Source organism: Solibacillus isronensis (assembly GCF_900168685.1).
GTDB classification, from domain to species: Bacteria; Bacillota; Bacilli; order Bacillales_A; family Planococcaceae; genus Solibacillus; species Solibacillus isronensis_A.
This window is the reverse complement of the sequence record NZ_FVZN01000014.1, coordinates 217576-233680: the sequence shown is the minus strand read 5'-3', so window position 1 is coordinate 233680 and position 16105 is coordinate 217576. Positions and strand designations below refer to the sequence as shown.

The 16105-nt window shown below is 37.7% G+C and carries 9 protein-coding genes; all 9 read right to left on the bottom strand.

Annotated features, from left to right (window positions below):
* Window positions 1–119 precede the first annotated feature (119 nt).
* The 9 genes from B5473_RS09780 to ltrA all read right to left on the bottom strand — a co-directional run bounded on the left by B5473_RS09780 (window position 120) and on the right by ltrA (window position 15961).
* On the bottom strand, window positions 120–2096 hold the full coding sequence (locus tag B5473_RS09780) for an N-acetylmuramoyl-L-alanine amidase (protein WP_079524694.1): 1977 nt from the start codon (window positions 2094–2096) through the stop codon (window positions 120–122).
* An 80-nt stretch (window positions 2097–2176) separates the two neighbouring features.
* Entirely contained in the window at window positions 2177–2356 is a 180-nt protein-coding gene (locus B5473_RS20480; protein ID WP_139377724.1) for a hypothetical protein, read from the bottom strand.
* Window positions 2357–2613: 257 nt separating this feature from the next.
* Complete coding sequence (locus B5473_RS20650; RefSeq protein ID WP_176142063.1) at window positions 2614–2763, bottom strand: hypothetical protein; 150 nt, start codon at window positions 2761–2763, stop codon at window positions 2614–2616.
* Between the two features lie 305 nt (window positions 2764–3068).
* Window positions 3069–4010: a C40 family peptidase gene (locus tag B5473_RS09775; RefSeq protein WP_079524693.1), complete on the bottom strand. Its 942-nt coding sequence runs from the start codon at window positions 4008–4010 to the stop codon at window positions 3069–3071.
* A gap of 285 nt (window positions 4011–4295) precedes the next feature.
* A complete protein-coding gene (locus B5473_RS09770; RefSeq protein WP_079524692.1) occupies window positions 4296–5357 on the bottom strand; it encodes a CAP and S-layer homology domain-containing protein in 1062 nt (353 codons plus the stop codon).
* Window positions 5358–5610: 253 nt separating this feature from the next.
* Window positions 5611–9645 (bottom strand): hypothetical protein, encoded by a 4035-nt coding sequence (locus B5473_RS09765; protein ID WP_079524691.1) that lies wholly within the window; start codon window positions 9643–9645, stop codon window positions 5611–5613.
* A 452-nt stretch (window positions 9646–10097) separates the two neighbouring features.
* The gene (locus tag B5473_RS09760; RefSeq protein WP_079524690.1) at window positions 10098–12668 is read right to left on the bottom strand and encodes an S-layer homology domain-containing protein; all 2571 of its coding nucleotides are present in this window, start codon (window positions 12666–12668) and stop codon (window positions 10098–10100) included.
* Between the two features lie 862 nt (window positions 12669–13530).
* Complete coding sequence (locus tag B5473_RS09750) at window positions 13531–14187, bottom strand: S-layer homology domain-containing protein (protein ID WP_079524688.1); 657 nt, start codon at window positions 14185–14187, stop codon at window positions 13531–13533.
* 511 nt (window positions 14188–14698) lie between these two features.
* Window positions 14699–15961 (bottom strand): group II intron reverse transcriptase/maturase, encoded by a 1263-nt coding sequence (gene ltrA / locus B5473_RS09745; RefSeq protein ID WP_079523941.1) that lies wholly within the window; start codon window positions 15959–15961, stop codon window positions 14699–14701.
* Window positions 15962–16105: the final 144 nt, after the last annotated feature.

Here is a 16105-nt window from a genome sequence, read left to right as displayed (position 1 = left end):
ACTTGGCACTTTTATTAGAACATTTTCCAGGATATTAGAGCTTCTGGGGAACATATTAGAACATCATACATAAATAAAAACTGAGCAGCCCCCTCTCAATCAGGAAGCTGCTCATTCAATCATTTCGTATAATACTGCACAATACCGTTGTAAATAGACTGGGCAAAAATCTCGACATACTCGTCAGATATAAGCTTTTCTCTATCTGCATTGTTAGTAATGAAACCGAGCTCCACTAAAACAGCAGGCATCACGTTTCCTTTAATAACTACATAGTCTGCGCGTTTTACACCACGGTTGTACATTTTTGCGTTTTTAACGATTTCATTATTAATGGCTGTTGCCAACGCTAAATCTTCTTTTTCATTTGCATTGGAAGTAACACTGTAGAATGTTTCCGTTCCATTTGCCGCTTCCTTTGCTGCTGCATTTGCATGAAGACTGATAAAAATTTCACCGTTCTCATTTTTAGCGTATCGAACACGATCCTCTAAGCTAGGATATGTATCACCTGAACGCGTCATTTTTACTATCGCACCATCTTTTTCAAGCTTCTGCTTTACTAGATTCGCAACTTTTAGAACGATTTCCTTTTCACGTGCATTACTTTTAACAGCACCTGGGTCTTTACCGCCATGACCTGGATCAAGAACAATAATACGATCCTTTACAGCAGGTCCTTTTTGATTAAGAAGTTGTAAATATGTTTTATTAATATAACCGTTAATACCGTTATACGTTATTTTAGCCCAGCTACCTGATACCGAATGGACTTCCACTAATGTTCCTCGCTTAATTTGACCAAGTGAACGTGAAGTACCTGAAGCCGACTCACGAATCTGCAAAGCATCAACTGTCGCTTTGCCTACCGTATTCGTCAATAGCTGTTGCGGCGGCGTAACTGGTTGTTCATTTTCTCCACTATTTTCAGCAGGAGGGTTCGGTACATTATTTTCCTCTTCCACTACCGGTTTTTCCGGTTCCACTGCTGGAGGGGTAACAGGTTCTGTCTGTAATGAATCCTCTGTTTGAGAAACTCGTACATAGGCAGGTAAACCATTTACTAACGTGACATACCAATTGCCAATCGTATTATAAACAGCAATTTTCTCTTTCGCCGCAATCGAGCTTACACTATTTGAAGCGACATCACGCTTTTCATATGCTTGAATGTTGCCCGATGCGTAAACATGCTTTTGGACTTTGTTAAGGAGCTTGCCGGATTCATCTATAAAATCTACATAGTCCTTATAAACATAGGCATAGCGTCCCTCATGTGAAACCTTCAGCCAACCGTCTTTCTGGATTTCAAATACGGAAAATGCTGCTCCTGTATTTACTTTCGCCAAAATATTTGATGCATTTGAAGAAGATGCAGATGTGCGGACATTTAAATTATTAACATTTGCTTTAACAGAAGCAATTGCTGTCGAAACGTCCGGTACGTTCACCCCTTGTACTGGCAATGGTAAACGATATTTTTCAGAAGATGCACGAGCGATAAATGAAGCGAACTGCGCACGTGTTACTGAATTTTTTGGATTATATTTATCGGCCTCCATTGTAATTCCGTTAAAGTAAATCGCTGCGATGTATGGATAGTAGCCATACGTCGGTTTAATATCTTTAAATGGAATTTCCAGCTTTTCTGTTTGAGCCGTGTTTAATTTAAATGCAATGGCCAGCACTTTACTCATTTCTTCTCGTGTTAAAGGTGTGTTCGGTCCAAATTTCCCTTTAGATTGCTCAGAGAAAAATCCTAATTCCAACGCACTTTCTACATAGCCCGAAAGTTCTGTTCCTAATGTAACATCAGAAAAAGAAGAATTTTTTACAGTTAAAGGCTTGTTATTTGTTGCCACAACGACCATTTTAGCAGCTTGTCCACGGGTTACATGGGCGTTCGGTTTATAAAGAGTTTTACCATTTTCCGTATACCCTTTTATGACACCCGCATTTACTAAATAGTTAATTTCATTATACGCCCCGTTTGAAGAAGGGACATCGGCAAAGCTTGTACTAGCATATGCCGTATTCAATTGGAACATTGCCATGAAGATGATTGTCACCGTCACGACAAGATTGCGCAAAGACAATGTTAAAATCCTCCCCTCTATTAGATAGTTCCCATTTTACCAAATTATTCATAAAATTAATATGTAACTGACTTAGAAAGTTAATATTTTTCTAGTTTGTAGGAAGTAGAATGTGATATTTTTCCTGTAAGAGATGAGAGATTCTCTTTAGGTGAAAGGGGTTCTACTTTTAGTCCAAAATTGGCAAATATAGTTTCACTTTCTACTTTAGGTATGAAATGTTCTATTTTCTTAGCTGCAGCTTCGACTTCTCTTGGCAAACGTTCTACTTTTGATGGGAAAGTTTCTACCTTTATTTAGAGAATTTCTAATAAAGTTACCGCTTTCTATTTCAGCTGGGAACTGTTCCACATTAGCAGCGAAATTTTCTACTTTCTCCTGCAAACGTTCTACTTTCGATAGAAAAGCACCTACTTTCAATCAGAGATTTTCTAATAAAATTAGACTTTCTACTTTATCTTAAAACTCTTCCACATTGTCAGCCAAACTTTCCACTTTCTCTCACAAACATTCTATTTTAGAATGAAAAGTTTCTACTTTCACTCAGAGATTTTCTAATAAGGTTACCGCTTTCTACTTTCGATCTGAATTGTTCCACATTATGAACTGCAGCTTTCACTTTCCCTGGCAACCGTTCTACTTTTGATGCAAAAGCTTCTACTTTCATTCTGAGATCTTCTAATAAAGTTACAACTTTCTACTTCAGCAGTAAATTCTTCCACATTAGCAACGAAACTCTCCACTTTCACTCGCATACGTTCTACTACAGTCGAAATTATTTTCACTTTTTCTCCGCAATTGGCTAATAAAGCAGCACACAGCCTAAGCCCCAACCACAAAAAAAAGAAACACAGACAAATTTGTCTGTGTTTCAACAACTATTAGTAAGTACTTCCCTGCAAGGTGGATATCTATTGAGATATGTAGAAGTTACTAATTTTTATTCATTAAGTATTGGTATTGCCAATCTTATTATTGTAGACGGTTAATGAAAGCTGTTAAATGTTTTAACATAACGTTATCGTTTGTACCGAATGTGCCGTCACCTTTACCTACTGTGATGCCGTTCGATGCTAAGATTGAGATGTCGTTATGTGCCCAGTGAGATGTTGGTACATCTGTGAAGTTTAAAGTATCTTGTTTCATTTTTAAGTCAAATGCTTTTACTAACACTTTTGCCATTTGAGCACGTGTTAATGGTGAAGCTGGATTAAATTTACCTTCGTCACCAGTGAAAACGCCTAATTTATATAGTGCAGTTGCTGCACCTGCATATTTTGATGATGATTTAATATCTGTAAATGGTGAATTTGTATCAGATGTATCTAAACCTAATGTTTTTGCTAATTGAATTGCTACTTCACCACGTGATGCATAAACCGTGAAATCGATTGCTGAATCTTTTACTTCTTCTTTTTCAACTGAAGACACTGCTGCAACTACTTTTTGACTTTCTCCAAAGCTTGCTACGCGTTTTGCTCCGTTATAACGCTTCGCCCAGTAAGAAGAAGTTAAACTTGCTTCAGTAACGCCTGTGCTTGTACCAGCGTGAACGAATTTATTACCTCCTAATGAGATACCAACGTGAGAAGCTGTTTTACCAGTTGTATTAAAGAATACTAAATCGCCTGGTTGTAAATCTGATTTTGAAACGGCACTACCTTGTTTATATTGAGCAGCTGCTGTACGGTTTAAGTCAAAACCTAATTGCTTGAATACTAATTGAGTAAATCCAGAGCAATCTAACCCGCGTGCTGTTGTTCCTCCATAAACGTATGGTACACCGATATATTTAGAAGCTGTTGCTGTTAATTCTGAAACTGATGCTGCTTGTGCTGTATTATTTGAACCCATCCCTACACCTGAAAAAATCATGAAAGTTGCAAAGATCGGTAATAAGATTTTCTTTTTCACTTTAAAATGGAACTCCCTTCAAAATAGGCCTCGTGATGAATATTCGAGGTATAACATAACGTAAAACTTGTTTGTTCATGTTTATTTAACCTAATAACAGGGTAACATATATATTTGTGATATTATTTTTCACTTGTGTAACAGTTTCTAGTATTTTGATATAAAAACAAAAAACACCGAATCTCAGTATTTACGCAGAGATTTGGTGTTTTTTTGTAGAATATTTATATTAATGGAATAAAATTTGTAACATTACTGTAATGTAAGGTACTAGTATTTACCATTTCATTTACTAGAAAAGTGTTGAACTACATAATATTTTCCATTTTTCGACTGTTCAATACCGATGCCCATATGTGTATATACTTCTTTTAAAATATTATCACGATGTTTCGGTGAAGCCATCCAAGCCTTTACCGTTGTTTCCGGTGACTCGAAGTTTCGGGCCAGATTTTCTCCATAGCTTGTATACTCATAATCGAATAACGTCGCTAAATCCCACGGGTTGCCGTAAAAAGGTGAATTATGTTCGAAGTAATTGCGTTTCAGCATATCCTTCACTTTAATGATGGCGATCTGTGTTAACTTCTTGTCTTGCATAAGCGGTGAAAGTTCTTTAGCAGCCCGTTCCTTGTTAACAAGCTCCAATATTTTTTTCTCCCACTGTTTATGATGATTCACTGTATCAATATAATCCTTTTGCAAAAAGTCATATACTACATCCAAATTTTTAACCTTATCCTTAAACTCCATACCGCGCATTGTGAGTGCAGCTACATGAGCACGAGTAACAAATTCATTCGGTTCAAAAGTTTTTGCAGTCTTTCCTTTTACAATTTCCACATCTGCCAGGGATTCAATATAATCTTTTGCCCAATAGCTTTTAGGCAAATCCTTAAAAGATGTCTTGTTTTTCTGATCGACTTCAACCGCATAGGCGAGGGCGATCATTTTTGAAATATGTGCACGCTTTAAAGGGGCTTCAGGATGAAACTCACTAGCGTTTTGAATAATCCCCAATTCTGCTAGTTTACAAATCTCTTTATAATAACGGTGATCTGCAGGAACATCCGTAAAATCCGGAACAAAATCACTCGTCAGTTGTACGCCCATCGTTCTTGCAATAATACTTGCCGCCTCAGCCCGAGTGGTCGTACTGTTCGGTTTGAATGTACCATCTGTATAGCCTTCCATAAATCCTTTTTCAACTAGCTCATATATTACTGGTGCTGCCCAATACGTACTTTTCACATCGGTGAAAGTTGGAGACGTTTTTGCATATGCCTCAGAAGATGGTGCATGTAATAAACACGCAATGATAGACCCCATAATTAAAACCCGTTTCATCAAACCCCCCCTATCAGTCCATAACTATTATTATACAATGTATTAATTACTTTTCTCTTAACAGTAAACTTTACAACTAACTTAAAAGCCACGAAATAGAAATTTCATGCCAAATTCGACAGAAATCTTTCTTATTTTCTATAAATATGCGTCTTGCTTTAATCTAAGTTTACACTAAAAAATACCCCAAAAGGCAGATTTTCCATTCTACCTTTTGGGGTACAGTAATTAAATTATAGTATTTTCAATAAAATTACAAGCCTAATTCAAAAATAGCAGCCTGCAGTTTATTGTAATTTTCCACTAAAGATTTTTGGTTGATAGTCAGGCGATCATAAGCTGTTTTCGCAGACTTCGCTCTTGAAGCATACGTTCTTAAAGATGAATCCAGATCCTCAATTTGCTTCATAACACGTTCCGCCGCTTTTAAATCTTTTTCAGCTTGCTGAAGTACAGAGTAGTTCAGTACTTGGCGCTTAGACCCGGAAGGAAGTGCTTTATATGCCGTTACTGCATTCATAACATCTGTATCAAAACTGCTTGAAGAAGAATTCAATGAGGCAATGATTGACGTTACCTTTTGGACTTCCGTTACATCGAGTACAGCTTTCTGTAATTTGTAATAGTTTGTAACCTTCAGTTTTTCTTCCTCAGACAACTTGTCATATGCCAGCTTTGCGGCTTCCATATTCCCTTGATAATACTTGTCGCTTGGCTTTAATCCGGCAATCAGTGTATAGACATGGATTACATTGGACAAGTTTGAATATTGGTCCATATTCGTTACATACTCTTTTTGTTTATCATCCAACTTTTTTAAAGCATTATTGACTGTACTGAATTGACGGCTCAAATCATTTCTTGGATCACTTAAGCCATCTATTGCTTTAATTGCCGCTTCGATTGGTTTAATGTACTTTTCCTGCTCTTTTAATTCGAATTCGAGTGTTACGCCTTTTTTGTTGGCCGAGCTTAACGATTTATAGGCTTCACGCGCTTCTTTTATTTTTGCGATAAATTCATTCGCCGGTGCTGCATTTAATGCACGAATCATTGCATCTACCTTTGCGCCGCCTTCCACATTCAATTCATGTTCCTGCAATGTCGATAAATTCGACACTTGTGCGGCTAACTCAGCCGGCAATTCGTTATATAACGCTCTTGCTGCTGCCGTCTCTTCTACAAACATTTTGCTCGATGGCTTAATCGAATTGATCGCATTTACTACATTATAAATTGTCGTAAGATCTCCTAATAGCTTATCGCTGTTGATGAGCAGTGAGCGTTCAGACATTGTTAGTTTTTCATATGCTTTCTCAGCTGATTTATATTTAGAAATAAATGTACGTGCATTCGACGGATCCAATGCTAAAATATCGTTATCCAATTTTAAAACCGGTTTTACACCGCGCTCGCGAGTCGTTAAGTCTTTATAGTTCGTTACTAAACGCTGATCTGATTTAGCCAGACTATCATAGCTGTTTCGCGCATCGACTAGTTTTTGAATATAATTCTCTGTCATAGGGACCGCTGCATCAATGAGTGCAATTACTTGTTTGGCGTCGGAAACACCTTGTTCTGCAGCTGCAAGTTTCGTAATATTATGCACAAGCTCTTGCTCCGCAGCAGTCAACGCTAGATATTCCGCACGTATTGCCGCGACATCGGCTTCATATGTTTTTGAGCCGACACGCAGTTTTTCAATACGGTTAATTAAATCCGCAACGTTTATAATATTGCCCAGCTTCGTGCCATAATTATAAACATCTTGCTTTTGCTTATCTGTCAGCCGGTCATACGCTTTTTGGGCTGCCGCTACCTTTGATGAATAATTTCGGTCTGTATGAACCGGCAATTTTTCAATAAGATCGATTACTTTCAATGATGCTTTGTAGTCGCGTTCTAGCTCCGTTAAAATTTTTGAGTTCCCGACATTGCGTTTCGTTGCAGAATCCAGTTTTTTGTATGCTGCCGATACTTCCGCTAAATCGGTGATGAATGCTTCACCGGATTTCGTTTGCAGTGCATCGATTCGGCTTTCCATTGAAAACGAATCTGAAACAATCACTTCATAGTCCGTTAACTTTTTACCGTATTCGGTAAAGAGCCTTAATTGAATATTTTCTATATCCGTAATTGGTTCTTCAGGAGCAGTATAGCCCTTTAATATATTTTCAAAATCATTTTGCACTTTAGATAGATTAACCTTAAATTCTGCTGCTGTCGGGCGGATTGCATCAATTTCCAGCATCAGCTTTGCGAACGGCAACAGCTCAACTAGTTTATCTCTATTGTAGACAAGCCCTTGCATAGGCTCTTCAAGTTTATTAAAAGAAGTATCAGCTGCAGTCATTTTACGTGTAAAGTCTTTTGCCATTACATCAATTTGACTGATTGCCTGAATTGTACTTAATACTGCCTTGTTCGCCTTTTCAATCTCTGTTAAAATTTTAATATTTTCTACTAAACGCTTGCCGTTTGCAGATAAAGAATTATATTTTTCACGAGCTGCATCGATTTGCTTCAAATCAACTAATTCAGCATTTTGGAAGACAAGAATATCAGCATCCAATTTTGCCGCGGTAGATTGTTCCTCTTTTTGTAATCGCAAATAGGACGTTAAAAATTGATGAAGCTTCTCGATATTTGCTGCTTCATTTGGAGGAATCGCTTCTTTTAATGAATTCCATTCGTTTAACTTATTTTCCGCTGATACTAAATCCTCTGCATAAGTAGTGCTCGTGACGTTCAAATTCACTACTTGATCAGCAATTTTTGTTATCGGGATTAAAGCTTCAAGACGATCACGATTTTGGACAAGCTCCCGCTCATTAATTTTGGCATACGAAGATTCCGCAGTACGCACCTTTGTGATAAATGAAGTGACAGTTGAGCGCTTTTTCGTGTCCGTCAGCTTTTCATCATCCAGATTCGCAAATACATCTGTCTTAATCGCAACGATTTGTTTATTGATCGTTGCAGCGGTTGCCGTTGATTTTTCCCATAATGTAAGGAGATCCAATAAATCTTTTAATACATATTTGCGCTCAGTTGTTGGTAATGCATTGTACGCTGCTCTTGCATCTGCAACGATTGAGCTTTTCTCTTCATATTTCGCTGAATCTATCTTTACTATTTCTGTTTCAACTTTTTTTGCATTTTCAATTGCCGCTTGCATTTCTAGTAATTTGTCATAGTTCACTACAAGACGTGTATCCAATGGATCGAGAGCATTATATAGAGTCTCTACATTTTCCGCCTCTTCACGGAATTCTTCAGTATTTGCTGGTAGCTTAGAAATTCTCGTAATTTCGTTTACTACGTTTAATACATTTTCATACGGTTTTAATTCATCCGCGTTTGGTACCAGTTTTTTTTGAACATCTGTTAATTGTCCATATTCTTTAACAAGAGCATTTACTTTTGAATTAAACGTTGTTGCAGTTGGCGGGTTTTCTACTAAATCTTTAATTTTATCTTCAACCGTTTGTGCCTTTTTAATATCAGCTTCTGCATTTTTTATAAATTGTTCAATTCCTGCATTACTTTCTACTAGTTGAACTTTCAATATATTTTTAAAAGTAAGATCTTTTATTTCATTAAATGCAGTACGGACGTTAGCTACAGCGCTAATAAAGCTTTCCTTACTAAATGACTCCTGAGCGGTAAATGTCGTGACCGGACTAATGTAACTTCCAATAAATTGCTCAATGGCTGTCGTTTGTTCTTCAAAAGATTGCAGATGACTTAAAGATGCCGCTGTAACATATTTATTAATGAAATCCGTTTGACCATTTTCATCGTAATACAGTAATGTTTCCAAAAACGTACCTGCATTACCGTTTACAGCATTGCTTAACTCACTGCCGACATTCTCCAAATTTACATTTAGATTTTCCAGTGCCTCTAGTGCTGCTTGTCTGTCGGAAACCAAGCTTTTATTTGTATTCGTTAACTTTGAAATTAAACTTTTTACTTGTGCTGCATCTTGCTTGAGTTGCGTGTATTTTTCTAAATATGTCAGTTTTGCATCGATCAGCGGCATGATATCCGCAAATGTTTCATCATCTTTATATGTATCGTAAATTGTTCTTTCTTGAGTTAATGTCGCACTTGTGGATTCTTCATTGGCTGCTTTAAAACTGTTCAATAATCCTTCTGCAGTAACTGAAGCTACGACATTAAAAGGAGTCGGTGTTTCACTCGCTTCTGCTTCTCCAGCTTGCGCGACGATTGCCGGAGTAATTAAAAGCCCCGCCATCAATCCAACCTTCAAGTTTTTCTTCATCGTTTTATCCCTTCCTTCATGGGTAGTGCTTCTGTTCATAATCCTAAGTTAATTATCGGCATATTTTCACAGGTTGTTAGTTAATGTATAAGGAAAAGGATTTAGGGATAGTGAGCTTTTGCAAAAGGGATGGATGTTCAATAAATCTTCGACAAAAGGACATCCTTATTCATCAATATGCATTGTAAAGTTAAAAAGCCCGTAACTCACCAAATTTATTGGCCAATTTACTAAACATATTAGTCAAAGCTGTGCACTTATTAGCCATTTTCATAAGTATTTTAGTCATTCGATATCAAGCATTCGACACTTTACAAGAGATAATCGACACTCCCGGATTTAATAGATACTTTTTATATTTATCCGCCACTTCCTCAAAGTAATCGACATTTTAAGCCACCCATTCAACAAAAAAATCACTCTATCCAATAAGGAATAGAGTGATTTTTTTATTATAATGCGTCTGTATATAATTTGCCTTCCGGTAAATACTCGGACATGCCGATTTCTTCCAGACCATTTTTAATTTTGTATGTGTGACCTAAACGGTTTTTCGATAAATAATTCGCCTTTGAAATCAGCATCTCTTCAAATACCGGTAATTGTGATGGATCTACATCTTTCCAGTATTTATAAGCGTTAATCAAATCTTCAAGCGTTAAGTGCTGATAATCATCACCGGCAAATTCACCTTTTGGATTCACGCGGTACCAAATATCTCCGTTTGAACGGATCCACTTGTTCTTCTCAATTTGTAACGCACGGCTAATCGATTTGGCCGCTTCTAAATATTTAGGATCCTGGAATTCTTTATATGCCAACAATAGTACATTCATGCCACCAAGTACATGGTTCATCGATGCATGTGTTGTCACCTGCTGATTCACAGGGAAATAATCCGAAATATAATAAGCGTCTTTAGCGACATTAATTACATGCCCAGCCTGTTTACGCGATGCTAAAAGATCCGCATAATTACGTAATGGCTCTTTATAGTTCGGCATATTAAACTCAGCTCCGGAATTATAGTAGAATAACGCGATTTGCTCATTGAAACGCGTATCGATGAATGGTGCTGTAATGCCAAATAAGTTTTTCAAATACGTACTCGTTACTTCAGTCTTCCAGTAAGTCGCATCGCCTTTGAACTTATTCAAGTTAATGAACGAGTTTTTCACTAAGTTTGCAAAATAACGGTCGCCCTGTTCCTTTAATAAAACAAGTGCGCGGTCTTCTTTTACTAACAATAGATTACGCCCGAATCCTTGGAAAGATTTCGGCATTGGCTCTGTAGTAGTTGCCATTTTATTGTATGGACCTTCAGCTGTGTACCAGTTGTTACGCTTTTTATAGTTAAGCGCCGTTTCAAGCATCCAGCCATTCATATTTTCGTCTGTCTTAAATAATCGCTCATTTGAATTCATATACCAAGTATCTACAATGTCGTTACCGTTAGAAACTAGTGTATAGTAGCTGAATAAATCTTCGCCAAGCCATGCTTGTGAATACGCTTCGTACTCAGACTCTAAATCACGCATATAACTTGTTCCGCCCGTATCTTTATAGCTTTGAGTTAATTGTTTTGAACGATATGCTTGTCCGACCATACGATCTGTCGCCAATTTTTCATTCTCCATAATGCGTAATAATCCTGTCGGGTATGATGACGAGTCAAAGCCAAATACATCCGCAGAATTTTTTTCGATTGGGAAACGATCATAACGATATAGACGGAAATTCGTTACATTCGTTGCTTTATGGAATAAATCCACAGTCAGCTTTGATTTCCCTTTGTTCGTCAATGTTGTAAATACAAAATCATCGCCGTTTTCCAATGAACGAACCGTTACTTTTACAGTTGCACCTTGGTTTCCGACTGCATAATTATAAACTGTATCTTTTGCAACGCCGTAAGTTTCAGTTGTTGTCCCTTTAAATACAATCGTTGCTGTTGAACGAAGATATAGCGGGTTTTCATCCGATGTTACTTGTGCAAAGTTCATTTCTTCACGATTGTTTTTAAAATTACTAGATACTTCTGCTGCTTGCACTTTATATTCATTTTTCGCAATTTTATTTGTTGCGACAAGCGCACGGTGAAGCATTACCGAGAACGTCACACGGTTAACCGTTGCTTTCGGATCAAAAGTGCCGTCTTCACGCCCTGTTGTAATACCATGCTGCGCTAAAATTTTAACATTTTCGCGGTGAGACTCACTGATTCTGTTCCAGTCTTTAAACGTCAGTTCTTTACCTGTGTCTTTCAAATCAAATGCACGCACTAAAGTCGTTGCCATCTGTTCACGTGTTAACGCATCCGCTACACCGAAACGTCCGTCTGGTTTACCACCAAAAATACCTGCTTCATATGTAGAAAATACACCTTGTAAAAAGCTTGATTTCGTACTTACGTCTGAAAACTTGTTCTGATATTTACCGTCCGGAAGCTTTAATGCACCTTTAAACAGGTTTGCTGCCTGTCCACGGTTAATATTTAAGTTTGGACGGAACTGTGCATCCGGATAACCACCGATAACGCCCATTTCTACAAGCTGCATCACTTCATTTTTAGCCCAGAAACTATCAGGTACATCCGCAAGCTTCTGCTTAACCGTTAATTTCTCACCTGTTAGCGGCTGCTTAGCTGGCTCCTCTGATGAATCATTCTGTTCCGTCTCAGTTGCAGGCTGTTCAGTATTTGCAGGAGAATCTTGCTCTTGTTCTACTGATTCCTCGTTTTCCGGAGATGCTTCTGTCTGTGTTTCTGGCTGAGCAGGTGTTGTTGTCTGTTCAGCATTTTCGTCAGCAGAAGTAGATTCCGCTTCCTTTTCATCTGTAACCGTTTCCTCTTGAACTACCGGATTATTACCGGAATCCGTAGTTTGAGTTGTAGTAGTGGTTGAATTTTGTACTGTTGGATTTTCAGCTTCAACTGTGCCTTGTACATTTGCATACGTTGCGGTTGGTAGCGCGGTGGATAAAAATAGTAGCGAGGCTAACAGTGCTGATTTTATTTTCAACATTCGACAGATTCCCTCCTTTTATTTCAATAACGTATAAATTATACCGAATATCGCCATATATTTCACTGAAATGTACAACTTTTAATAGAATAATAATATTCATTGTAAGTGTAGCACGCTAATTGTCGAGATACGATGGAAATTCTCTCTACCTTTGCTAGGGATTTCTTTATTGGAGTAGGGGGTTCTGTTAGCAATCGGGGCGGGTTCTACTTTCGGGCGGAGATTTTCTACTTTTCTCTTCTGAAGTTCTACTTTTAGGCAGAGGGTTTCTACCTTTCCATCTGAAGTTCTACTTTCCTCGTGATTCGTTCCACTTTTCGGGGTATAGATTCTACTTTCTAAAGGGAATCGGCTAATAAATTTCACGGGTTCTACTTTCGGGTGAGGAGTATCTACTTTTCCTTTTTGAAGTTCTACTTTCCTCGCGATTCGTTCCACTTTTCAGAGCAAAGGTTCTACTTTCTTCAGGTAAATGGCTAATAAAGTTTACGGGTTCTACTTTCGGGAGGAGAGCTTCTACTTTTCCTTTTTGAAGTTCTACTTTCCTCGCGATTCGTTCCACTTTTCAGAGCAAAGGTTCTACTTTCTTCAGGTAAATGGCTAATAAAGTTTATGGGTTCTACTTTCGGGCTGGGAGAATCTACTTTTCTCTTCTAAAGTTCTACTTTCCTCGCGATTCATTCTACATTCCCGAGCGAAGGTTCTACTTTCTGCCGCCAAACAGCTAATATCTAGCACCGATTCTTATTTCTAACCGAAACCTTATACTTCTCTCCTCTAAAGTTCTACTTCTCTAAATTCCCCCATAAAAAAACACTTGAGCTTAATTAAAACTCAAGTGCATTGCCAAAAAGCTTCCTTATTCTACACCAATAACGATAAAGTCATTTGAAGCTTCAATTGCATTAAATAAAAATGTCGCTAACTGGGCGCGTGTCAATTTCATATTCGGGCTGAATGTGGTAGCTGTCGTACCTTTTGTAATTCCGTAATCTACTAATGTTTGAATGTACTTCTTCGTTGCAGTATCCGTTAATTTATTGACATCAGTAAATTTCGTCTTTGTCGTAGTAGATTGCTGTAATTCAAAGCCGATCGTTACCATTTTCGCTAACTGGGAACGTGTCAATGTTGCGTTTGGACGGAATTCATCGCCATAACCGTTCACAATATCTGCTCTATGTAATGCAGCGATAGCTTTATAATATTTGCTTGATGTTGGAACGTCTTTAAAACCTGGATTTGGTGCAGTACTATTTTGCAGATTTAATGCATTCGCTAAATATAATGCTGCATCCCCACGTGTTGCCGATTTACCCGGCTCATAAGTTGTACTCGTTACGCCTGTAATAATTCCTTCATTATATAAAAAGACGATTGCATTTGTATGGGAATTCGTTTCTTTTACATCGGTAAATGGATTTGTAGATGCCTGTACTGAATGGCCACTTACTATAACACTTGAAATAATAACAAGTATCGCAGTAAGAATTAAGCCATAGAAAAACTTCTTCATTTATTTCAGTCCTTCCTCTTAAACTAGTTAGCATAATTATACAATAGTTTATAGTTTTATGTAGTTGATAACTTACAGCAAGAATCTTATTGAACTTAACCAATTTTATTAGAAAGATTGTTGAACATATTCGATGATTTCTACATTTTATTAGAACTTCCGCTACCGATATTAGCACTTTCATGTATTTCGGTTGTAAGTTCAACTATATCTAAGCCCATACTACGTCTATTTGTTCGCATTAAATAGTTTATTAGAACAATCAATACCTATATTAGAAGTTCCAACTGACTTATTAGAACTTCGAACAGCGATATTTGAAAATGAGGAGTACTTATTAGAAGAAACTAACTTTTTATTAGAAAACGGACAATTTATTAGAACTTTTACAAATTTATTAGAAAATCTACCTATTATATTAGAAGACTAAATCATCAATCGAGTAGGAGGGAGTGATTAACTCCCGACCTCTCACACCACCGTACGTACGGTTCCGTATACGGCGGTTCAACTAAGATGAATAACGTAAAGTTTCATAACGAACTTGCAGACTTTTCAGCCCTTGGCTCTCCCAATAGGAATTGCCGAGGGTTCTGTGTAATATGGGGCTATTTGAAATGCGCCAGTACCCTTTTCGGGTATTTCCCCATTCATATGCTTTCCCATAAGGTACTTTTAGGCGAATGAGATTTCTGACTCTTGTTCGAGGTTTCTTCCAATTCTTCCACAGACACATACGTAGTCTTCGTTTTATCCAACTATCTAATGTTTTAAAGATAGAGTGTGTATCCGCTAAAGCAAAATATCCACACCATCCTATTAAATATTGGTTTAACTTTTCGATTCGGTATTCCATGGAATATGGCATCTTACGTGAGGTAATTTCTCGTATTTTCTTCTTCATTCGGACGAGACTTGATTTCGCAATGCGAACCTTAGGTTCTTTATGAAATGTGAAACTAAACCCTAAGAATTTGCGTTTCCATGGGCGGTCTACGGCTGATTTCTTTTCATTAACTTTTAAACGAAGTTTTCCTTCGATAAATCGTTGTACGTTCTTCATTACTCGTAATCCTGCACGTTCTGTTCTCACATAAATATTGCAATCATCTGCGTATCGAACAAATTTAAGTCCACGTTTCTCTAATTCTTTATCTAATTCATCTAACACAATGTTTGAAAGTAATGGACTTAAAGGGCCACCTTGTGGTGTTCCTTCTTCTGTACTTGAAACTACTCCATTTATCATGACACCGGCTTGGAGATATTTGCGAATAAGTTTTAATAATGGTTTATCTGAAATTCGTTTCGCTAATGTTGCCATTAAACGGTCATGGTTGACCTTGTCAAAGAATTTCTCTAAGTCCATATCAACGACCCATCGGTGTCCCTCTTTTAGATAGCTTTTCGCTTTTCGGATAGCGTCATGAGCGCTTCGATTTGGGCGAAACCCATAGCTATGATCCGAGAATGTTTGGTCATATTCCTTTGATAAAATCTGCGAGATGGCTTGTTGAATCAAACGGTCTGTTACGGTTGGAATCCCTAATAAACGCACGCCACCGTCTGGTTTCGGGATTTCGACTCGACGTACTGGTTGCGGTTCATAGGTTCCATCCAAAATCTTCGATTTAATGGTATCCCAATTTTCGAGGATGTGCTGTCGTAAGGTTTGTACGGGCATCATATCTACTCCATGGCTCCCTTTATTCGCTTCAACTCGCTTTAATGCTTGTATCATGTTTTGCCGTTCCAAAATTTGATTCAACATCACCATTTCGTTCCTTTCCGTGAATAGCTGTTCTTCTTTTGCCCAACTGGACTACACCCTCCGCAAATACCCTCGTGGGATTCACCACTACTTTCTAAGCGTGAGGTTTCCTCTGTTTTCTGTGTTCATACATCCAGTTGGAAAGCC